Here is a 22,104-nt window from a genome sequence, read left to right as displayed (position 1 = left end):
GCCCCAGTGGTTCGAGCTTAGTTCTTGGTGATCTCGTAGTAGAGCGGCACCGAGTTCCAGCCGAACTCGACGTTCGACACGCCCTCGCCGTAGCCGCCGGTCACGTTCGCGTACCACAGGGGCAGCGACGGGAGGTCCTTCAGGAGGATCTCCTGGGCCTGCTGGAACGTCGTGTTCGCAGCGTCGGCGTCGGCGTCCGACAGGCCCTGCTGGAGGAGGGTGTCGAACTCGGGGTTCGAGTAGTCGCCGTCGTTGGACGAGGCGCCGGTCACGTAGAGCGGTCCGAGGAAGTTGTAGAGGCTCGGGTAGTCGGCCTGCCATCCGGTGCGGAACGCGGTCTCGATCGAGCGGTCGACGATCTTGGTGCGCGCCTCGGCGAAGGTCGGGTACGCGTCGCCCTCGGCGTCGATGCCCAGCGTGTTCTTGATCGAGTTGGTCACCGCGTCGACCCAGCCCTGGTGGCCGCCGTCGGCGTTGTAGGCGATCTTGAAGGTGCCGTCCCAGGGGCTGATCGCGTCGGCCTGAGCCCACAGCGCCTTGGCCTCGTCGGGGTTGTACTCGAGCACGTCGGCGCCGGAGAGGGCGTCGCTGTAGCCGTCGATCACCGGGGAGGTGAAGTCGGAGGCCGGGGTGCGGGTGCCCTCGAAGATCACGTCGGTGATCTCCTTGCGGTCGAAGGACATCGAGATCGCCTGGCGGCGGAGCTGGCCCTCCTCGCCGTCGAAGTGCGGGAGACGGCCCGGGATGGTGAAGGACTGGAACACGGCCGAGGGCTGGTTCACGGCGCGGTCGCCGAGGTCGCTCTCGAAGGTGCCGAAGGCGGAGTCCGGGATCTGGTCGATCACGTCGACGTTGCCGCCGAGGAGGTCGGCGTAGGAGGCGTCCTGGGTGGCGTAGAAGACGATCTTCAGGCCGCCGTTCTGGGCCTCGCGGGGGCCGGTGTACTCGTCGTTCTTGACGAGCTCGATCTGAACGTCGTGCTGCCACGCGTCGTCGCCGTCGAGCTTGTACGGGCCGTTGCCGATCGGGTTCTCACCGAAGGCGGCCATGTCGTCGAACGCGGCGGCGGGCAGCGGGTAGTACGCCGAGTAGCCGAGGCTGATCGGGAAGTCCGACTGGGGGGACTTGAGCGCGACGGTGAAGGTGGTGTCGTCCACGGCCTTGAGGCCGGTGAGCTCGCTGTCCTCGGTGTCGCTGAAGCCCTCGAAGTTCGAGAAGAACGACGCGCTGAGCTGGTTGTTCGACAGCTTGGCGCCGTAGTTCCAGGCGTCGATGAACGAGCTGGAGGTGACCGGGTCGCCGTTCGTGAAGGTCAGGCCCGACTTGATTTTGATCGTGTAGTTCTGCGCGTCGTCCGACTCGATGGACTCGGCGACGTCGTTCTCGGGGGCGCCCTTGGCGTCGTAGTAGACCAGGCCCGCGAAGATCTCGTCGAGGATCTTGCCGCCGCCCACCTCGTTGGTGTTCGTCGGGATCAGCGGGTTCTGCGGCTCGGAGCCGTTCGTGGAGATGATCGCGGCGGCGTCGCCTCCCGATGCACCTCCGCCCGAGTCGTTCGAGCTGCTGCAGCCGGCCAGGACCAGCGTGCTCGCGGCGACGAGCGCCAGAGCCCCGAATCCGTAACGTCTGATGTTCACTATTCCTCCAGTGATGTGGGGGCGCGCGAGAAGTGGTTTCCCTGACGCGTGGAGTGCCGTGCGCGTGGCGACGGCGGCGGCGCACGAGACTGGTGGCCGTCGCGCGGATGCCTTCAACGAGACTATGTATTCGCCCGCTATCTGCACAAAAGCATGTGGCAACCGTTACACAGCGGTAACCGGGAGGTGGAATCCTTGCGCTGTTCTGCACGAAACGTGCGTACCGGGCGGCCGTCGCGCAACACATCGACTTCAGAGGAGACGCACGGAGTGTCCACCGACCTGTCAGGATCCGCGCCCGGACGGCGCCGGATCCGCATCGAGATCCTGCTGGTCCTCGGGCTCTCGCTGGGCGCCTCCGCGGTCTACTCGGTGGTCTCCATCGCCAACCGGCTCACCCGCTCGACCGCACTGGCCGACCAGACCGCGACGATCAACGGCGCCCTCAGCGACCGCCCGGGCTTCGACCTCGTCTACCAGCTGCTCGCGCTCTTCTTCGACCTGGTGCCGGTGGCCCTCTGCGCGTTCCTGCTCTGGCAGAGCTCGGGCCGTCCGCTCGGGCGCCTGGGGCTCGACCTGCGCCGGCCGTTCGCGGACCTGGGGACCGGGACCGTCTTCGCGGTGGCGATCGGCGCGCCGGGCATCGCGCTGTACGCCGTCGGACGCGCGCTGGGCATCACCGTGGCGGTGGTGGCCTCGCCGCTGGACGCGTACTGGTGGACGGTGCCGGTGCTCGTGCTCTCCGCGATCCGGGCGGGAGTGCAGGAGGAGGTCGTCGTGATCGGGTACCTCTTCGCCCGCCTGGGCGATCTGGGCTGGGGGCGGTGGCGGATCCTGGTGACCAGTGCGCTGCTCCGGGGCAGCTACCACCTGTACCAGGGCATCGGGCCCTTCATCGGGAACGTGGTCATGGGCCTGGTGTTCGGACTGTTCTACCAGCGCTTCGGACGCACCCTGCCCCTGGTGATCGCCCACTCGATCATCGACATCGTCTCGTTCGTCGGCTACCCGCTGGCCGTCGCCCTCTGGCCCGAGCTGTTCGCGCCGCCGGCTCCGCGGCCGTGACGACGGACCGATCGCATCCGAGGAGCCGCAGGACCGCGCCGCGGCTCTCCACTGCCGCGGCGCGACGCCCGCACGGTGGAGCTGCTCGCTCGTCGCGACTCCGTCGAGCCCTGCCGGCACCTCCACCACGCGTTCCACACGGTCGGGCTCCCTCGTGCATCGGAGTCGCCGTGCGCCGTTCCCCCCGGATCGGGAGGACTGCGCCCCACTCCGCGCCTGTGCGGGACCGACGGTGCCCGCAACCGAGGGTCGGAGAGCCGAGGACGGGCTCGGTGCTCCGTTCCTGCTCTCTCACCCTCGGTTGCAAACGAGCGCGTGCGGGCGGATCAGGCGAAGGCCTCGATGGGCGGGCAGGCGCAGACGAGGTTGCGGTCGCCGTAGGCCTGGTCGATCCGTCGGACCGGCGGCCAGTACTTGCCGCGCACCAGCGAGCGGACCGGGTAGACGGCCTGCTCGCGGCTGTAGGGGTGCGTCCACTCCTCGGCCGTCAGGCACTCCGCGGTGTGCGGGGCGCCGCGCAGCGGGTTGTCGTCCACCGGCCACTCCCCCGCGCCGACGCGGTCGGCCTCGGCCCGGATCCCGATCATCGCGTCGATGAAGCGGTCGATCTCGGCGAGGTCCTCGCTCTCCGTCGGCTCGACCATCAGGGTCCCGGCGACGGGGAAGCTCATGGTCGGGGCGTGGAAGCCGTAGTCGACGAGGCGCTTGGCGACGTCGTCCACGGTCACTCCTGTCGCCGCCGTCAGCGGGCGGATGTCGAGGATGCACTCGTGGGCGACGAGCCCGTTGTCCCCCGTGTAGAGCACCGGGTAGTGCTCGCGGAGGCGCGCGGCGACGTAGTTGGCCGAGAGGACGGCCGCCCCGGTCGCGGCCCGCAGGCCCTCCTCGCCCATCATCCGGGCGTACGCCCACGAGATCGGCAGGATGCCGGGGCTGCCGTAGGGAGCTGCCGACACCGGTGCGCCGCCGTGGACGATCCGCTCGCCCTGCGTGCCCACGCCGTGCTCGAGCCGCTGCGCGAGCGGGTGGCCGGGCAGGAACGGCGCGAGGTGCGCCTTCGCGGCGACGGGACCGACGCCGGGACCGCCTCCGCCGTGCGGGATGCAGAACGTCTTGTGCAGGTTGAGGTGCGAGACGTCGCCGCCGAAGTCTCCGAAGCGGGCGAAGCCGAGGAGTGCGTTGAGGTTCGCGCCGTCCACGTAAACCTGTCCGCCGGCCTCGTGGATGAGGCGGCAGATCTCGTCGACCTCGTGCTCGTAGACGCCGTGGGTCGACGGGTAGGTGATCATCAGCGCGGCGAGGGAGCCCGCGTGCTCGGCGATCATCGCCCGGAGGTCGTCCAGGTCGACGTTGCCGAGCTCGTCGCAGGCCACGACGACGACGCGCATGCCGGCGAGGACCGCGCTCGCGGCGTTGGTGCCGTGGGCGCTCGAGGGGATCAGGCAGACCGTGCGGTCCTCGTCGCCGTTCGACCGGTGCCAGCCGCGGATCGCCAGCAGGCCCGCGAGCTCGCCCTGCGAGCCGGCGTTGGGCTGGAGCGACACGGAGTCGTAGCCGGTGAGGTGGGCGAGCCACCCCTCCAGCTGGTCGATCAGCGCCAGGGAGCCCTGCACGTCCGCCTCGGGGGCGAACGGGTGCAGGTCCGCGAACTGGGGCCAGCTGACCGCCTCCATCTCGGTGGCGGCGTTGAGCTTCATGGTGCAGGAGCCGAGCGGGATCATGCCGCGGTCCAGCGCGTAGTCCGAGTCGGCGAGGCGCTTGAGGTAGCGCATCATCGAGGTCTCGCTGTGGTGGCTGCTGAAGACCGGGTGCACGAGGAACGGCGTGCGGCGGTCGAGCTCGGCGGGGATGCTCCGCGCGGAGCCGCTGAGGAAGCCGAACGACGAGTCCAGCTGCCCGACGGCGGTCGCGACGGCGATCACCTCGAGGTCGGTGACCGTCTCGTCGATCGACACCGAGACCGTGTCGGCGTCGACCAGGCGCACGTCGAAGCCGGCCTGGCGGGCGCGGGCGACCGCCGCCTCCGCGCCGCCGGGCACGACGACCGAGACGGTGTCGAAGAAGTCGGCGTGCCGGAGGGAGTGGCCCCGGTCGAGGAGGAGGCGCGCGAGGAGCGCGGCCCGGCCGTGCACGCGCTCGGCGATCGCGGCGAGCCCGTCCGGCCCGTGGTAGACCGCGTACATCGCCGCCATGACCGCCAGGAGGACCTGCGCGGTGCAGATGTTCGAGGTCGCCTTCTCGCGGCGGATGTGCTGCTCGCGGGCCTGGAGGGACAGGCGGTAGGCGGGGTGGCCGTCCGCGTCCTGGCTGACGCCGACGAGGCGGCCGGGCAGCTGGCGCTCGAGTCCCTTGCGGACGGCGAGGTAGCCGGCGTGCGGTCCTCCGAAGCCCAGCGGGACGCCGAAGCGCTGCGTGGTGCCGACCGCGACGTCCGCGCCGAGCTCGCCCGGCGAGCGCACCAGGGTCAGCGCGAGCAGGTCGGCGGCGACGACGGCCAGGCCGCCGTGGGCCTTCACCGCGGCGAGCACCGCCGACGGGTCCCAGAGGTGCCCGGACGCGCCGGGGTACTGCACGAGGGCGCCGAAGCACTCCGGCACCTCCTCCGCGGCGGTGCGCGAGAGCGGGAGCTCGACGATGCGGATGCCGACGGCCTCCGCGCGGCCGCGCAGCAGCGCGAGGGTCTGCGGGAGAGCGTCGGAGTCGACGACGAAGACGTCGGTGCGCGCCTTCGAGGCGCGGCGCGCGAGCAGCATCGCCTCGACGACGGCCGTACCCTCGTCGAGCATCGACGCGCCGGCCGTGTCGAGGCCGGTGAGGTCGGAGACCATCGTCTGGAAGTTGATCAGCGCCTCCAGGCGCCCCTGCGAGATCTCGGGCTGGTACGGCGTGTAGGCCGTGTACCAGCTGGGGTTCTCGAGCACGTTGCGCTTGATCACGGCGGGGGTGTGCGTGCCGTAGTAGCCGAGGCCGATCATCGGCCGACGCACCGCGTTCCTCGCGGCGAGGGCGCGCAGCTCGGCGAGCGCCTCCGTCTCGGTGGCCGGAGCGGGCAGCACCTGCGGGAGGTCGCGGACGTGGATCGACTCGGGGACGGCGGCGGTGACGAGCTCCTCCACGGAGTCGTAGCCGAGAGCCGCGAGCATGGTGCGCTGCGCGTCGGCGTCGGTCCCGATGTGGCGGGACTCGAAGGCGCCGGGGGTCCTGGTGGCCGCCATCTACTCGCCGACCAGCTCGGTGTAGGCGGCGGAGTCGAGGAGGCCGTCGGGCAGGGCGTCGAAGCGGACCCGGATCAGCCACCCCTCGCCGAACGGGTCGGAGTTGACGAGCTCGGGGCTGTCGACGACGGCCGTGTTGGCCTCGAGGACCTCGCCGTCGACGGGGAAGAACAGCTCGCCCACCGACTTGGTCGACTCGATCTCGCCGACGACGCTGCCGCCCTCGACGCGGGCTCCCGCCTCGGGGAGCTCGACGAAGACGACGTCGCCCAGCTTGTCCGCGGCGTATGCGGTGATGCCGACGGTCGCGACCTCTCCGTCGACCCGGATCCACTCGTGGTCGGATGTGTACTTCAGCTCGGTGGGCGCGGACATGGCAGTTCTTGTTTCTCGAGTAGAAGGGGAGCTGGGTGACGGTCATCGGGAGGCGTGTGCCGCGGATGTCGACGGCGAGCGCCGTCCCGGGCTGCGCGGAGGCGGGGGCGACGTAGGCCATCGCGATCGGGACGCCCAGGGTCGGCGAGAGGACGCCGCTGGTGACCACTCCGACCTCGTCGTCGCCGGAGAGGACGGTGTAGTCGGCACGGGCCGCCCGGCGGCCCCCACCGACGACCCCGACGAGCACGGGAGCGTCTCCGGAGGGACCCTCCTCGCTGGCCGCGCGGCCGACGAAGTCGATCGGCTTCCCGAAGGCGACGACGCGGCCGAGGCCGGCCTGTGCGGGGAAGACGTCGCGGGAGAGTTCGTGGCCGTAGAGCGGCATGCCCGCCTCGAGGCGGAGGGTGTCGCGGGCGGCGAGGCCGGCGGGGACGAGGCCCGCTCCGGCGCCGGTCTCGGCGAGAGCCTGCCAGAGCGTGGGAGCGGAGTCGGGCGAGACGTAGATCTCGAAGCCGTCCTCGCCTGTGTACCCGGTGCGCGCGATCAGGATCGGGTGCGCCTCGAAGGTCGCGGGCACGGCGCGGTAGTAGCGCAGCTCCGCGAGCAGGCGGGCGGCGTCGTCCGTGTCGAGCACCGACTCCGCTCCCCGCTCGGTCTCGACGGCGAGGCCCTGGACGTTCTGCAGGATCTCGAGCGAGCGCGGGCCCTGCAGCGCGATGAGGGCGACGTCGTCGCTCTCGTCGAACAGCTCGCACTCGAACATCGCGGTGCGGTCGCGGAGCGTCTCGACGACGATGTGCCGGTTGGCCGCGTTCGCGACGACCATGAAGCGGTCCTCGCCCGTGCGGTAGACGACGAGGTCGTCGATCACGCCGCCCGTGCGCTCCAGGAGAAGGGTGTACTTCGCGCGGCCGGCGGCGACGGCCGAGATGTCGCTCGCCAGCGCGTAGTCGAGGGCGTCGACCGCCTCGGGGCCGACGACGAGGATCTCGGCCATGTGCGAGAGGTCGAAGAGGCCGGCGGCGGTGCGCACGGCGTGGTGCTCGGCGAGATCGCCGGAGTAGCGGACCGGCATCTGCCACCCGGCGAAGTCGGTGAAGGACGCGCCGGCGGCGACGTGCACCTCGTGCAGGGGCGAGTAGCGGGCTTCGGGGCTGGTCGTCGGGGTCTCGGACATGAGTTCTCCATTTCGTCGCAGTGCTGGACTCGCGCCGCGTTCGCGGCAGAGCACAGCAGTGCCGTGGGAACTCCCCCTCTGTCGTGGAGCCTGAGAGATTCGCGCCGCCCCGAGGGGTCGAGCGCTTTCACCATGGGCGGATCCGAGCGGATCGCTTTCCAGAGTGGCCAGTTCGACGCGGTACAAGACCTGAGAGATTGGCGGGGAGGCTTGCTCCTTCGGTGCCGACCGGAGTCGGCTCTCCCGCGTCGCGTATTGCGGCCCGGTATTCGGTTGTGCGGTCAGCCTAGCGGTGAGGGCGGACCCTGCGCGGCGTGTCGCCTCTTCCGCTAGGTGTTCAGGTGTTCGTGACACTAAGGTGATCTCAGCACTTACAGTCGGTGCGACTCTTAGTAGGGGGCACCGGATGCCGGACGTGCAGCTCGCCGTGTCGACGGTGATCTTCGCCCTGCGGCCGCACCCGGAGACCGGAGCGAGCACCGTCTGGATCCCCGTCGTCCGGCGCATCCGCGAGCCGTTCGAGGGACTCTGGGCACTGCCCGGCGGACCGCTGCATCCGGACGAGGACCTCGCCGAGTCGGCCCGCCGCACTCTCCGCGAGACCACGGGCCTGGCTCCGCGCTACCTCGAGCAGCTCTACGCCGTCGGCGGCACCGACCGCTCCCCCGGCGAGGACCGCGTCGTGTCGATCGTCTACTGGGCGCTCGTGCGCTCCGCCGAGGCCGACGAGGCCATCGTGGGAGAGAACGTCGCCTGGCTCTGCACCGATCTGCCGCTCGAGCTCGCCTTCGACCACGGACTGATCGTCGACTACGCCCTCTGGCGCCTGCGCAACAAGATGGAGTACTCCCGCATCGCGCAGGCCTTCCTCGGCGGCGCCTTCACCCTGTCCCAACTGCGGGAGGTCCACGAGGCCGTCCTGCAGAAGCCCCTCGACCCGGCCAACTTCCGCCGGACGATCGAGAGCTCCGGCACCGTGGTGCCCACCGGGGAGCGCCTGACGGGCACCCGCCACCGTCCCCCGCGCCTCTACCGCTACGACGAGTCGGCGGCGCTCGTCGACAACGGCCCGCTGCCCGTCTGAGCGCGCCGCCCGACTCCCCCACCCGCCTCACGAGGAGAACACCGTGACATCCGTCGACAGCACCATCCGGCTCATCGAGGGCGGCTCTGCGCCCGGCGCCACCTGCGCGCCCGAGCTCGCGGAGGCCCCCTGGTCGTTCGACCTCGGCCTGCCCGCCTACGGGCCCGGCGCCTCCCAGGCCGACCCGATCCCGGCCGACGCCCCGGTCCAGGGACGTCTGCCGGAGGAGTACACGACGGCGAGCGCCAACGAGCTGCACCACCGCATCCTCGCGGCGAAGGAGACGCTCGGCGAGCGGGTCGTCGTGCTCGGGCACTTCTACCAGCGGGACGAGGTGGTGCAGTACGCCGACTACGTGGGCGACTCGTTCCAGCTGGCGAAGGCGGCGACGAGCCGGCCCGACGCCGAGGCGATCGTCTTCTGCGGCGTGCACTTCATGGCGGAGACGGCCGACATCCTCTCCGGTCCGGAGCAGGCCGTGATCCTCCCGAACCTGGCGGCCGGCTGCTCGATGGCGGACATGGCCGACATCGACTCCGTCGAGGACGCCTGGGCCGAGCTCACCGAGCTCTACGGCACCGAGCCGGACGCCGACGGCCGCGTGCCGCTCGTCCCGGTCACGTACATGAACTCCTCCGCCGCGCTGAAGGCGTTCTGCGGCCGCAACGGAGGCGTGGTCTGCACCTCCTCGAACGCGGCGACCGTGCTCGAGGACGCGTTCGCGCGCGGGCAGCGGGTGCTGTTCTTCCCCGACCAGCACCTCGGCCGCAACACCGCCAAGGCGATGGGCGTGCCGCTGGAGCGGATGCCGATGTGGAACCCGCGGAAGCCGCAGGGCGGCTCCGACACCGCGACGCTCCTGGACGCGCAGGTGATCCTCTGGCACGGATTCTGCTCGGTGCACAAGCGCTTCACGACGGCCCAGATCGCGAAGGCGCGCGCCGAGCACCCGGGCGTGCGCGTGATCGTGCACCCGGAGTGCCCGATGGCGGTCGTCGACGCGGCCGACGAGTACGGCTCGACCGACTACATCGTGAAGGCGATCCAGGCGGCACCCGCGGGATCGACCTTCGCGATCGGCACCGAGATCAACCTGGTGCAGCGCCTCGCCGTCCAGTACCCGCAGCACACGATCTTCTGCCTCGACGACGTGGTCTGCCCCTGCTCGACCATGTACCGCATCCACCCCGGCTACCTCGCCTGGGTGCTCGAGGGACTGGTCGCGGGGACGGTGCTCAACCGGATCGAGGTCGCGGAGTCGGTGCAGGCCGAGGCGCGCATCGCCCTCGAGCGGATGCTCGCGGCCGTTCCGCCCGCCGGGCCGGCGGCGGTCTGACATGGCGCGGGTCGTCGTCGTCGGCAGCGGCATCGCCGGGCTGGTCGCCGCGCTGCCGGCGCAGCGCCGCGACGAGGTGCTGCTCGTCACCAAGGGCGCGCTGGCGGAGTCGTCGACGCGCGCCGCACAGGGCGGGATCGCCGCGGTCACGGCGCCGGGCGACTCCGTGGCGCTGCACGTGGAGGACACGCTCACCGCCGGTGCGGGCCTCGCCGTGCGCTCGGCGGTCGAGGTGCTCTGCGCCGAGGGGCCGGAGGCGGTCGCGGTGCTGCAGGAGTGGGGCGTCGGCTTCGACCGCGAGGGCGGCGAGCTGGCGCGGGGACTCGAGGGCGCCCACTCGCGTCCGCGGATCCTGCACGCCGGCGGCGACGCGACGGGCGCCGCGATCGAGGCCGCGCTCGTGGCGGCGGTGCGGGGCTCGTCCGTCGAGGTGCGCGAGCACGCCGCCCTGGTCGACCTGGTGCGGGAGGGCGGCTCGGTCACGGGCGCCGACGTCCTGCACGACGGCGTGCTCGAGCGCCTGACGGCCGACGCGGTCGTGCTGGCCACGGGAGGCGCCGGGCAGCTCTACCGGCACACCACCAATCCGTCCGTCGCGACCGGGGACGGGCTGGCCGCCGCACTGCGGGCGGGAGCGGAGACGGCGGACCTGGAGTTCTACCAGTTCCACCCGACCACGCTCGCGCTGCCGGGCGGCTTCCTCGTCTCGGAGGCGGTGCGCGGCGAGGGCGCGGTGCTGCGCGACGCCGCGGGCGAGCGGTTCCTGGTCGGGGTGCACCCCGAGGCCGAGCTGGCGCCGCGCGACGTCGTGGCGCGCGCGATCGCGGAGCGGATGCGGCTGCAGGGCGGACTGCCCGTGCACCTGGACGCCCGGGCGATCGACCCCGAGGTGCTGGCGAAGAGGTTCCCGACGATCTCGGCGGCCTGCCGCGAGAACGGGCTCTCGCTCGCCGACGACCTGCTGCCCGTGACTCCGGCCGCGCACTACTGGATGGGCGGGATCGCGACCGACCTGGACGGGCGCACCAGCCTCCCCGGGCTGCTCGCAGTGGGCGAGGTCGCCCGCACCGGCGTCCACGGCGCGAACCGCCTCGCCTCCAACAGCCTGCTCGAGGGCGTCGTGTTCGCGCGCCGCGCGGCGCTCGCCCTCGACTCCCTCTCCTGGAGCGGCGGCCCGGTCGCCCCTCCCCGCGCCGTCGTCCCGATGACGCTCGACCGCACCGCTCTCCAGGACGCGATGTGGGCGGGAGCCGGCCTCTCCCGGGACGCGGCGGGGCTCACAGCGGCGCGCGACGCGCTCGTCGCCTCCGCCTCGCCCGCTCCGCTCGGACTGAGGACGCTCGAGGACGCGAACCTGCTGACCTGCGCCCTCGCTCTCATCGACGCCGCGCTCGCGCGCACGCACTCCGTCGGCGCCCACCACCGCACCGACTCCCCCGACCCCGCGACGGCGAGCGCCGCCGCCCCCACCAGAGAGGCGGCCCTTCCGTGCTGACCCGCCAGAGCATCGACCGCGTCGTCACCCTCGCCCTCGAGGAGGACGCGCCCTGGGGCGACCTGACCTCCGACACCCTCCTCCCCGCGGACGCCACCGCGAGCGCAGCCCTCGTGGCCCGCGAGCCCGGCGTCTTCAGCGGCGGCGCCGTCCTCGTCGGCACGATGCGGCAGGTCGACTCCCGGATCCGCTGCTCGGTGCTCGTGGAGGACGGCGCGGTCTTCGAGGCCGGGCAGACCCTCGCCCGGATCGAGGGCCCCGCGGGCGGCGTGCTCCGCGGCGAGCGGGTCGCGCTCAACCTCGTGCAGCGGATGAGCGGCATCGCCACCCTGACGGCGCAGTACGTCGCCGCTGTGGAGGGGACGCGCGCCCGCATCGTCGACACCCGCAAGACCACGCCGGGCCTGCGCGCGCTCGAGAGGCACGCCGTCCGCAGCGGCGGCGGCCGCAACCACCGCTTCTCGCTCTCGGACGCGGTGCTGGCGAAGGACAACCACCTCGCGGTGCTCGCCGCGCGCGGGATCGACCTGACCGCGGCCCTGCGGGCGGCGCGCGCCTCGATCCCGCACACGGCGCACCTCGAGGTCGAGGTCGACCGGCTCGACCAGATCGAGCCCGCGCTGGCGGGAGGCGCGGACACGATCATGCTCGACAACTTCACCCCCGAGCTGCTCCGCCAGGGCGTCGCCCTCATCGGCGGGCGGGCCGTGGTCGAGGCGAGCGGCGGCGTCGACCTCACGACCGTGCGCGCGATCGCGGAGGCGGGGGTCGACGTGATCTCCGTCGGCGCGCTCACCCACAGCGTCCGCTCGCTCGACCTCGGCCTGGACATCGCGGTCGAGTGATCTACCTCGACCACGCCGCGACCTCGCCCGTGCGCCGCGAGGTGCTGGAGGCCATGTGGCCGTTCCTCACCGCCGAGTACGGCAATCCGTCGAGCAGCCACTCGCTCGGCGACGCCGCGGCGCGCGCGCTGGAGGCGGCGCGCGCTCACGTGGCCCGCTTCCTCGGCGGCCGCGCCTCCGAGACGCTCTTCACCTCCGGCGGCACGGAGTCGATCAACACGGCGGTCAAGGGCCTCGCGCTGGGGTCGCCGCGCGGACGGCACCTGGTGATCTCGGCGCTCGAGCACGAGGCGACCGTCGAGTCGGCCGACCACCTCCGGCGCCTGCACGGCTTCGAGGTGTCGACGGCCCCCGTCGACGCGACCGGCCTGCTCGACCTCGACGCGCTCGCCGCGCTGGTCCGGCCGGACACCGCGCTGGTCTCGGTGCTCGCGGCGAGCAACGAGATCGGGACGGTGCAGGACGTTCCGGCGATAGCGGCGCTCTGCCGATCGCGCGGCGTGCCGCTGCACGTGGACGCCGTCCAGGCCGCCGGCTGGCTGGACGTCGCGGGCTGGGGCGCCGACGCGGTCTCGGTCTCGGGGCACAAGCTCGGGGCGCCGAAGGGCGTGGGGGCGCTGCTGCTGCGCAGCCGGCTCCCGTTCGAGCCCCTGCTGCACGGCGGCGGCCAGGAGCGGGAGCGGCGCTCGGGCACCGAGAACGTGGCCTTCGCGGTCGCGCTCGGCACCGCGGTGCGCCTGCTCGATCCGGACCGCGCGGCGCGGGTCGGAGCGGTCCGGGACGCGTTCGCCGAGCGGGTCGCGGCCCTGGCGCCCCGGGCCGTGCCGCTGGGCTCCGCGGCGCACCGGCTCCCCTCGATCGCCGCGTACGCCGTCCCCGGGCGCAGCGGCGAGTCGACGCTCCTCGAGCTGGAGGAGCGCGGCGTCGTCGTCTCGAGCGGCTCGGCGTGCGCCGCCGGGCGCGACGAGCCCTCGCCCGCGCTGCTGGCCCTCGGCCTCGACCCCGACGTCGCCCGGACCGCCGTGCGGTTCAGCTTCGGCGAGGGCGCCACGCTCGAGGAGGCCGAGGCCGCGTCCTCCGCGCTCTCCACGGTCCTCACCTGAGACCTCTCGCAGCGGATCCCCGTCGATCGGGAATGTCCGGGGCGTCCGCCGCTGTTCTCCCTCCGTACCCCGCATCCGCGCCCGCGAGTCGAGCCGTCGATGCGCCCCTCACACCGATCCCCTCACGACCGGAGAACACCTGTGACCGAGCGCAGCACCCTTCCCGCCGCGCGGCCCGCCGCACCCGCCGCCGCCACGACCCTCGAGCCGCGCAGCCGCCTGGTCATCAGCCTCCTGCTGGTGTCGGCGTTCGTCGTGATCCTCAACGAGACGATCATGAGCGTGGCGCTGCCCGACCTCATGCGCGACTTCGACGTCGAGGCGCACGTGGGCCAGTGGCTCTCGACCGCCTTCATGCTCACGATGGCCGTCGTCATCCCGATCACGGGCTACCTGATCCAGCGGCTGCACACCCGCACTCTCTTCGCCGCCGCGATGATCCTCTTCAGCCTCGGCACGCTCACCGCCGCGCTCGCCCCGACCTTCGCGGTCCTCCTGGCGGCCCGCGTGGTGCAGGCCGGCGGCACGGCCATCATGATGCCGCTGCTGATGACGACCGTGATGACGCTGGTGCCCCCGGCGATCCGCGGCCGGATGATGGGCAACATCTCGATCGTCATCTCGGTGGCTCCGGCCGTCGGACCGACGATCTCGGGCGTCATCCTCAACTTCCTCGGCTGGCGCTGGATGTTCTGGATCGTGCTGCCGATCGCGATCGGCGCGCTGCTCCTGGGCCTGCGCAAGGTCGAGAACGTCACCGAGCCCCGCTCCATCCCGATCGACTCGCTCTCGGTCGTCCTCTCGGTCTTCGGCTTCGGCGGCCTCGTCTACGGCCTGTCGAGCCTCGGCGAGGGCGGAGCCGCGGTCGTCGCGCCGTGGATCCCGTTCGTCGTCGCGGGTCTCGGCCTCGCGGGCTTCATCGCGCGCCAGCTGCTGCTGCAGCGCACCGACCGGGCCCTGCTGGACCTCCGGACCTTCTCCTCCGCGAACTTCACCATCGTCATCGCGATGATGGCGGTCAGCATGTCGGCGCTCTTCGGCACGCTGATCCTGCTGCCCCTCTACACGCAGAACGTGCTGGGCCTCACTCCGCTGGAGACCGGGCTGCTCCTGCTCCCCGGCGGCCTGCTGATGGGCCTGCTCGCGCCGTTCGTCGGCCGCGGCTACGACCGCTTCGGCCCGCGCGTGCTGCTCGTGCCCGGCTCGATCGTCGTCGCCGGCGCACTGTGGGGGTACACCCTGCTCGCGGCGGACTCGTCGCCCTGGTTCGTCCTCTCGCTGCACGTCACCCTCAGCCTGGGCCTCGCCTTCGTCTTCACGCCGCTGTTCACCGCCGGCCTCGGCTCGGTGCGCCCCTCGCTCTACTCCCACGGCAGCGCCATCATCGGCACCGTGCAGCAGCTGGGCGGCGCGGCCGGCACGGCGCTGTTCGTCACCGTCCTCTCGATCCGGTCGGCGGAGCTCGCGCAGGGCGGCGCCGACGAGGTCGCCTCCTACGCCGGCGGCATCCACTCCGCGTTCCTGTGGGGCGCGTCGATCGCGACGGTCGCGATCGTGGCCGCGTTCTTCGTCCGCCGCCCGGCGGAGTCGGACGCGCCGCTCCCGATGGCGCACTGAGCCGGGCGGGCCGACCCCGCCTGTTCACCTCCGCGTCACCCCGCCTCCCTACGGTGTCGCCCCGGCCGCCGCGCTCCCGATCGCGCGGCCGGGACGGAGACGAGACGTGACCGAGACGGCCGGCCCCCAGGACGTGCTCGACGCCGGAGCAGCCACCCCTCCTCCTCGCACGCTGGTCGACGTCCTCCGCGACACCGCGGAGCGCCACCCGGACGCCTCCGCGCTGGAGGACCCGGCCGGAGCGCTCAGCTACCGGGAGCTGCTGGCCCGCACGGTGCAGCTCGCGGGCGAGCTCACCACCGCAGGGGTCCGACGCGGCGACCGCGTCGGGATCCGCATGCCCAGCGGCTCCCGCGAGCTCTACCTCGCGATCCTGGCCGTCCTCGCCGCGGGAGCCGCGTACGTCCCGGTGGACGCGGACGACCCCGAGGAGCGGGCGCGCCTCGTCTTCGGCGAGGCCGCCGTCCGCGGCGTGATCACCGGCTCCGGCCGCTTCGAGCGCACCGGCGCCGACGAGCCGGCCGCGCGCCTGTTCACCGCGAGCGCGCCGCACCCGAGCACGGCGTCGATCCCGCTGCTGCAGCCGCCCTCGCTCGAGGACGACGCCTGGATCATCTTCACCTCCGGCTCCACCGGAACCCCCAAGGGAGTGGCGGTCAGCCACCGCTCCGCCGCCGCCTTCGTCGACGCCGAGGCGCGCCTGTTCCTCCAGGCGGAGCCGCTCGGCCCCGGGGACCGGGTGCTGGCCGGTCTCTCGGTCGCGTTCGACGCGTCCTGCGAGGAGATGTGGCTCGCCTGGCGGCACGGCGCCTGCCTCGTCCCCGCTCCCCGCTCGCTGGTCCGCAGCGGCATGGACCTCGGCCCCTGGCTGACCACGCACGGCATCACCGTGGTCTCGACCGTGCCGACCCTCGCGGCGCTCTGGCCCGCGGAGTCGCTCGAGAACGTCCGCCTGCTGATCTTCGGTGGCGAGGCGTGCCCGCCGGAGCTCGGCGAGCGCCTGGCCGTCGAGGGTCGCGAGGTCTGGAACACCTACGGGCCGACCGAGGCCACCGTCGTCGCCTGCGCCGCGCCCCTCGGCGGGCCTCCCCCGGTGCGCATCGGGCTGCCGCTGGACGGCTGGCGGCTCGCCGTCGTGGACGCGGACGGGCAGCGGGTCGGCGAGGGCGAGGTCGGCGAGCTGGTCATCGGCGGGGTCGGGCTCGCGCGCTACCTCGACCCGGTCAAGGACGCCGAGAAGTACGCGCCGGCACCGCTCCTGGGCTGGGAGCGGGCCTACCGCTCCGGCGACCTGGTGCGCTTCGAGAGCGCCGGCCTCGTCTTCCAGGGGCGCGCGGACGACCAGGTGAAGCTCGGCGGTCGGCGGATCGAGCTCGGCGAGGTCGAGGCGGCGCTGCAGGCGCTCCCCGGAGTCTCGGGGGCGGCGGCCTCGGTCCGCACCACGGCGGCCGGCAACCAGGTCCTCGTCGGCTACCTGGCCCTCGCCGGCGGCCGGGAGCTCGACCGCGACGCGGCGCTCGCCCGCCTGCGTGAGGAGCTGCCCGCATCCCTCGTGCCGCTGCTGGCCGTGGTCGAGGAGCTGCCGACCCGCGTCTCCGGCAAGGTCGACCGCGCCGCACTCCCCTGGCCGCTCGCCGTGGGCACGACCGAGGACGCCTCCCTCGACCCCGAGGAGGCGTGGCTCGCCGCCCTCTGGCGCGACGTGCTCGGCGTGCCGGTCGACGAGCGGGCGAACTTCTTCGACCTCGGCGGCGGCTCCCTCGCCGCCGCCCAGCTGGTCGCGCGGATCCGCGAGCGCGACCCCGAGTTCACGGTCGCCGACGTCTACGCCCACCCGCGTCTCGCGGCGATGGCCGCCGAGATCCAGAGCCGCTCGACGGGCACCGCGGAGGTGTCCGCTCACCGCATCGCGCCGGTCCCCCTCCGGATGCGCGTCCTGCAGACCCTCCTCGGCGCACCGCTGCTCGTGCTCGGCAGCGCCCGCTGGATCACCGCGATCCTCACCGTCACCGCGGTGCTCGACCTGGTGCCGGGGTTCGGCTGGCTGCCCACCGCTCCGCTCGCCGCGCTGATCCCCGCGTTCGCGCTCTTCCTCACGCCGTTCGGGCGGATGGGGCTCACCGTCCTCGCCGCGCGCACCCTGCTGCGCGGGATCCGGGCCGGAGACCACCCGCGCGGCGGGAGCGTGCACCTCCGGCTCTGGCTGGCCGAGCAGATCGCGTTCCAGCTCAAGGCCGTGAGCCTGGCGGGTGCGCCCTGGGTCGCCTACTACGCCCGCGCGCTCGGCGCCCGCATCGCCGACGACGTCGACCTGCACTCCCTCCCTCCGCTGACCGGGATGCTCACGCTCGGGCGCGGCGCCGCGATCGAGCCCGAGGTCGACCTCTCCGGCTACTGGATCGACGGCGACGTCTTGCGCGTCGGCGCCGTCCGGGTCGGCGCCGGCAGCACGGTGGGCGCGCGCAGCACGCTCCTCCCCGGCGCCCGGATCGGCAAGCACGCGCAGATCGAGCCGGGATCGGCCGTCTTCGGGCGAGTGCCGGCCGGGCAGCGCTGGGGAGGATCCCCCGCCCAGCGGCTCGGCAGGGCGAACGCCGGGTTCCCCTCGGAGCGCCCGGCGCGCCGCCCGGGCTGGGTCTGGGCGTACGGAGCGTCCGCGGTCGGCCTCGCGGCGGTCCCGGTCCTCGCCCTCGCGGCCGGGCTCGCCGTCGTGGCCGCCGCCGTGCGCGGCTCGGCCGGCCTCGGCGCCGCGCTCGGGCCCGCTCTCGTCGCCCTCGTGCCCGCCGTCGCCGTCTCCGGAGTCGTCCTCGCCGCCCTCGTCGTCGTCCTGGTGCGCCTGCTCGGCCGGGGCGTCGAGCCCGGCACCCACCCCGTGCGCGGTCGGATCGGCGGGCAGGGGTGGTGGACGGAGCGGCTGCTCGACTCCGCGCGAGTCCTGCTCTTCCCGCTCTACTCGGGCCTGTTCACCCCGGTCTGGCTGCGGCTCCTCGGCGGGAAGGTCGGACGCGACGTCGAGGCCTCGACGGTGCTGCTCCTGCCCGCGATGACGACCATCCGCGACGGCGCGTTCCTCGCCGACGACACGCTCGTCGCCTCCTACGCGCTCGGCGGCGGCTGGATGCGGCTCGCCCGCGCGGAGATCGGCGAGCGCGCGTTCCTCGGCAACTCCGGCATGGCCGCGCCCGGCCACACCGTGCCCGCCGGCGGACTCGTCGCCGTCCTCTCCTCCGCGCCCCGCAAGTCGAAGGCGGGCTCGTCGTGGCTGGGCTCACCTCCCGTGCGGCTGCGGCGCACCGTCGTCGAGGCGGAGTCGGCGCGCACCTTCCGCCCGGCCCGCCGACTCCGTGCGGCCCGCATCGCGTGGGAGCTCGGCCGCTTCGTCCTGGTGGTCGTCTCGGTAGCGATCGGCGTCGGCGTGGTCGCCGGACTGCTCGCGCTGATCCAGAGGCTTGGGGCGGTGCTCGCTGCGCTCGTGGGAGGCGTCGTGCTGCTGGCCGCCGGGGCGGTCGCCGCGGCCGTCTCCACCGCCGCGAAGTGGATCCTGATCCAGCGGGTCGAGCCGAGCGAGCAGCCGCTGTGGTCCTCGTTCGTCTGGCGGAGCGAGCTGGCCGACGCCTTCACCGAGATGGTCGCTGCGCCCTGGTTCGCCCACGCCGCCGCGGGCACTCCGGCGCTGGTCTGGTGGCTGCGGAGCCTCGGCGCCCGGATCGGACGCGGCGTCTGGTGCGAGAGCTACTGGCTCCCCGAGGCCGATCTGATCTCGCTCGGCGACGGAGCGACCGTGAACCGGGGCTGCGTCGTGCAGACGCACCTGTTCCATGATCGAATCATGAGCATGGATCTCGTGAGCCTCGACGCCGGCGCCACCCTGGGCCCGCACAGCGTGATCCTCCCCGCCGCGCGGATCGCCGAGCACGGCACGGTCGGCCCGGCCTCGCTCGTGATGCGGGGGGAGCTCGTGCCCGCGGGCAGCCGCTGGAGCGGCAACCCGATCGGCCCGTGGCGCGAGGTGCGCGTCGCCGACTACCACGCGCCCGTCGCGTGAGCCCCGCGCTGACCGGGCTCGAGACCGCCGGCGACCCCTACGTCCCCGGCATCGGGAACACCGGCTACCGCGTCGAGTCCTACGACCTCGACCTCGACTACCGCGTCGCCTCGAACCGCCTGGCCGGCCGGGCCGTGCTGCGGATCGTCGCGCTGCAGCCGCTCCGGCGGTTCTCCCTCGACCTCTCCCGGCTCCGCGTGGCCCGCGTCCGGATCGACGGACGCCGCGCCCGCCACGAGCAGGCGCCGCACAAGCTGCGGGTGTCCCCCGCCGAGCCGCTGGCCGCCGGCGAGAGCGTCGACGTCGAGATCGAGTACAGCGGCCACCCCGCCCCCCGCGCCACCCACTGGGGCGAGCTCGGCTGGGAGGAGCTGGAGGACGGGGTGCTCGTCGCCTCGCAGCCCTCCGGCTCCTCCACCTGGTTCCCCTGCAACGACGACGTCGCCGAGAAGGCTCCGTACCGCCTGCGCGTCACCGCCGAGGAGGGCTACGCCGTGCTCGCGAACGGGGTGCTCATCGACTCGAGCGCCCGCTCCGGCCGCCGCACCTGGCTCTACGAGCAGCGCGAGCCCAGCGCCGCGTACCTCGCCTCGGTGCAGATCGGCCGCTACGCGATCGAGGAGTGCGTGCTCGCCGACGTCGCGGTGACCCTCGCCCGCCCCGCCGCCCTGGCCGCTCGGGTCGCGCACGACTTCGCTCCGCTCGAGCGCATGCTCGCCCTGTTCACGCGGCTGTTCGGGCCCTACCCCTTCGCCCGCTACTGCGTCGTCGTCACGGCGGACGAGCTGGAGATCCCGCTCGAGGCGCAGGCGATGGCGGTGTTCGGCGCCAACCACGCCGACGGCCGCGGCGGCTCGGAGCGCCTCATCGCGCACGAGCTCGCGCACCAGTGGTTCGGCAACAGCGTGGGCATCGCCCGGTGGCGCCACATCTGGCTCAACGAGGGGTTCGCCTGCTACGCGGAGTGGCTGTGGTCGGAGGAGTCGGGCCGCGCCACCGCCGACGCCTGCGCCCGCCGCCACCACGCGGTGCTGCGGGCTGCGGCGCAGGATCTCGTGCTCGCCGATCCGGGGCCGGTCGCACTCTTCGACGACCGCGTCTACAAGCGCGGCGCGCTCACCCTGCACGCGCTGCGGCTCACCGTCGGCGACGAGCCCTTCCTCCGGCTGCTGCGGGAGTGGACGTCCCGCTACGCCTCCGCCGCCGTCACCGACGAGGAGTTCCGCGAGCTCTGCACCGAGGTCCTCGGCGAGGGCGTGGACGACCTGCTCGACGCCTGGCTCCTCGACGAGGAGCTGCCGCCGCTACCGTCCGGGCGCTGACACCAGCGAGTCCGCGAGCGCGTCGCCGTGCTCGCGCCGCCAGCCGATGATGGGCCCGGCGCCCGCGTCCCCCATCGGCCCGAGGGCGACGCTGACCCGCAGCGCGGGGTCCAGCTGCGGCTCGGCCAGCCGGAAGCGGACGCCGTCGATCCGCGCCTCCGCCGCGTGGTGCGACTCGTGCACGTGCACCCGGCGCGGGTCGAGCTCGAGCCCGCGGCCGTCCGCCTTCAGTGCGGCCTCGATCCGGGTCCAGTGCAGGACGGGGTCGGCGGGGCGCATCCCGCCCGTGGCGAAGGGCGCCCCGGCGATGCGCGTGATCCGCTCCCCGCGCTCGGGCGTGCCCAGCGTCGGCTCCACATCGACGCCGACCGCACCGGCGCTGCTCGCCGCGACCACGACGGCGCCCGCGCAGTGCGCGATGCTCACCGACAGCAGCTCGAGCGCGATCCCGCGTCCCTCCAGCCGCGGCCGGCCGTGCGCGCCCCCGCAGCGCGGGCAGCACGCGACGACCCGGACCTCCGACGCGCGCGTCCCCGTGAGCTCGGCCGCGAGCATCCGCAGGAGCACCCGCCCGAAGACGAATCGCTCGGCCGCCGACGCGGCGACCGTGCCGGCGTAGCGCTCGCGCTCCTCGTCGCTCAACAGCGGCAGCAGCCGCTCGGCGTCCAGCGTCTGCTCGTCGAGCGCCAGCCAGCGCAGGTGCACCCCCGGCAGCTCCGCGCCGATCCCCGACTCCCCCATGTCCGTCCCCCCGGTCAGCTCGTCGCGGCGTGCTCGCCGCGCTCATACACGTCCGCGGCCGATCCGACGATCAGCGGGTCCGGACCCAGCGGGCCCACGACCTCCTCGTCGCGTCCGTCGTAGTCGTAGAGGCTCAGGACGTAGCGCATGGCCTCGAGCCGGGCGCGCTTCTTGTCGTTGCTCTTCACGATGGTCCAGGGAGCGTCGGCGGTGTCGGTCGCCGCCATCATCGCCTCCTTGGCCGCGGTGTAGTCGCCCCACTTGTCGAGCGAGGCGAGGTCCATCGGCGAGAGCTTCCACTGGCGCACGGGGTCGATCATGCGGATCGTGAACCGGGTGCGCTGCTCCTCCGCCGAGACCGAGAACCACAGCTTCACCAGGTCGATGCCGTCGCCGACGAGCATCCGCTCGAACAGCGGCGTCTGGCGGATGAACTCGTCGTACTGCGCCGGCGTGCAGAAGCCCATCACGCGCTCCACGCCGGCCCGGTTGTACCAGGAGCGGTCGAAGAGGACGATCTCGCCGGCGGCCGGCAGGTGCGAGACGTAGCGCTGGAAGTACCACTGACCGGCCTCGCGCTCGGTCGGCTTCTCGAGCGCGACCACGCGGGCTCCGCGCGGGTTGAGGTGCTCGGTGAAGCGCTTGATGGTGCCGCCCTTGCCCGCGGCGTCGCGCCCCTCGAACACGACCACGAGTCGGCGCCCGTGCTTCTTGATCCAGTTCTGCAGCTTCAGCAGCTCGATCTGGAGGAGGCGCTTGCCCGCCTCGTACTCCTCGCGCGACATCCGCTCGTCGTAGGGGTAGCCCTCGCGCCAGGTGTCGATCTGCGTGCCGTCGCGGCGCAGGAGCACCGGATCGTCGTCGTCCTCGTCCAGCACGACGAGGTCCCGCGCGTCGGCGGGCGTGAGCGTGCGGAGCAGCTCGGGAGTGGGACGGAGGGCGTCATCGGCGGTGTCGGGCACGGAGGGACGCTAGTGCGCCCGTGCGACGCTCCGGTGAACGGCGGGTATCCCCGCGTCTGCGGGGAGGACGGTCGGACGGGCT

At 73.3% G+C, this 22,104-nt stretch carries 14 protein-coding genes, 1 pseudogene and 1 riboswitch; of the genes and pseudogenes, 9 read left to right on the top strand and 6 right to left on the bottom strand.

What is annotated here, in order from left to right:
- Positions 1-17: 17 nt before the first annotated feature.
- A complete protein-coding gene (locus C5C33_RS01175) occupies positions 18-1,637 on the bottom strand; it encodes an ABC transporter substrate-binding protein (protein WP_104260131.1) in 1,620 nt (539 codons plus the stop codon).
- Positions 1,638-1,907: 270 nt separating this feature from the next.
- Here C5C33_RS01175 and C5C33_RS01170 point away from each other — a divergent pair, with 270 nt between their 5' ends.
- Positions 1,908-2,702 (top strand): CPBP family intramembrane glutamic endopeptidase, encoded by a 795-nt coding sequence (locus tag C5C33_RS01170; protein WP_258063660.1) that lies wholly within the window; start codon positions 1,908-1,910, stop codon positions 2,700-2,702.
- A 326-nt stretch (positions 2,703-3,028) separates the two neighbouring features.
- Here C5C33_RS01170 and gcvP read toward each other — a convergent pair whose 3' ends face one another.
- The 3 genes and pseudogenes from gcvP to gcvT all read right to left on the bottom strand — a co-directional run.
- Positions 3,029-5,917, bottom strand: a complete 2,889-nt coding sequence (gene gcvP, locus C5C33_RS01165) for an aminomethyl-transferring glycine dehydrogenase (protein WP_104260188.1) — start codon at positions 5,915-5,917, stop codon at positions 3,029-3,031.
- Positions 5,918-6,292 (bottom strand): glycine cleavage system protein GcvH, encoded by a 375-nt coding sequence (gene gcvH / locus C5C33_RS01160; RefSeq protein WP_104260187.1) that lies wholly within the window; start codon positions 6,290-6,292, stop codon positions 5,918-5,920.
- Between the two features lie 13 nt (positions 6,293-6,305).
- Positions 6,306-7,472, bottom strand: a pseudogene (gene gcvT, locus C5C33_RS01155) (glycine cleavage system aminomethyltransferase GcvT); the annotation flags it as partial.
- Between the two features lie 168 nt (positions 7,473-7,640).
- Positions 7,641-7,728: riboswitch (glycine riboswitch) on the bottom strand.
- A gap of 150 nt (positions 7,729-7,878) precedes the next feature.
- Here gcvT and C5C33_RS01150 point away from each other — a divergent pair.
- The 8 genes from C5C33_RS01150 (at position 7,879) to C5C33_RS01115 (ending at position 20,319) form a co-directional block, all read left to right on the top strand.
- Entirely contained in the window at positions 7,879-8,556 is a 678-nt protein-coding gene (locus tag C5C33_RS01150; RefSeq protein ID WP_104222969.1) for an NUDIX domain-containing protein, read from the top strand.
- A 43-nt stretch (positions 8,557-8,599) separates the two neighbouring features.
- Positions 8,600-9,892 (top strand): quinolinate synthase NadA, encoded by a 1,293-nt coding sequence (nadA, locus tag C5C33_RS01145; RefSeq protein ID WP_104260134.1) that lies wholly within the window; start codon positions 8,600-8,602, stop codon positions 9,890-9,892.
- Position 9,893: 1 nt separating this feature from the next.
- Entirely contained in the window at positions 9,894-11,387 is a 1,494-nt protein-coding gene (nadB, locus tag C5C33_RS01140) for an L-aspartate oxidase (RefSeq protein WP_104260186.1), read from the top strand.
- Positions 11,381-12,232 carry a carboxylating nicotinate-nucleotide diphosphorylase gene (gene nadC / locus C5C33_RS01135; protein WP_104237538.1) on the top strand — a complete coding sequence of 284 codons (852 nt, stop codon included), beginning with the start codon at positions 11,381-11,383 and terminating at the stop codon, positions 12,230-12,232. Before nadB ends, nadC begins: the two co-directional genes overlap by 7 nt.
- Entirely contained in the window at positions 12,229-13,335 is a 1,107-nt protein-coding gene (locus C5C33_RS01130) for a cysteine desulfurase family protein (protein ID WP_104246615.1), read from the top strand. Before nadC ends, C5C33_RS01130 begins: the two co-directional genes overlap by 4 nt.
- Positions 13,336-13,434: 99 nt before the next feature.
- Complete coding sequence (locus C5C33_RS01125) at positions 13,435-14,952, top strand: DHA2 family efflux MFS transporter permease subunit (protein WP_104255091.1); 1,518 nt, start codon at positions 13,435-13,437, stop codon at positions 14,950-14,952.
- A 106-nt stretch (positions 14,953-15,058) separates the two neighbouring features.
- Positions 15,059-18,997: a Pls/PosA family non-ribosomal peptide synthetase gene (locus tag C5C33_RS01120; RefSeq protein WP_219814927.1), complete on the top strand. Its 3,939-nt coding sequence runs from the start codon at positions 15,059-15,061 to the stop codon at positions 18,995-18,997.
- Positions 18,994-20,319 (top strand): M1 family metallopeptidase, encoded by a 1,326-nt coding sequence (locus C5C33_RS01115; protein ID WP_258069149.1) that lies wholly within the window; start codon positions 18,994-18,996, stop codon positions 20,317-20,319. Before C5C33_RS01120 ends, C5C33_RS01115 begins: the two co-directional genes overlap by 4 nt.
- On the opposite strand, the gene C5C33_RS01110 is transcribed toward C5C33_RS01115, so the two are convergent.
- Both C5C33_RS01110 and ppk2 read right to left on the bottom strand, forming a co-directional pair.
- Positions 20,302-21,060, bottom strand: a complete 759-nt coding sequence (locus C5C33_RS01110; RefSeq protein ID WP_104222962.1) for a 4'-phosphopantetheinyl transferase superfamily protein — start codon at positions 21,058-21,060, stop codon at positions 20,302-20,304. The two genes, C5C33_RS01115 and C5C33_RS01110, sit on opposite strands and share 18 nt — an antisense overlap.
- A 14-nt stretch (positions 21,061-21,074) precedes the next feature.
- On the bottom strand, positions 21,075-21,935 hold the full coding sequence (gene ppk2 / locus C5C33_RS01105) for a polyphosphate kinase 2 (protein ID WP_244229668.1): 861 nt from the start codon (positions 21,933-21,935) through the stop codon (positions 21,075-21,077).
- Between the last annotated feature and the right edge of the window lie 169 nt (positions 21,936-22,104).

It is taken from the genome of Rathayibacter sp. AY1H3 (genome assembly GCF_002932015.1).
This window is presented reverse-complemented; position numbering and strand designations above follow the sequence as displayed.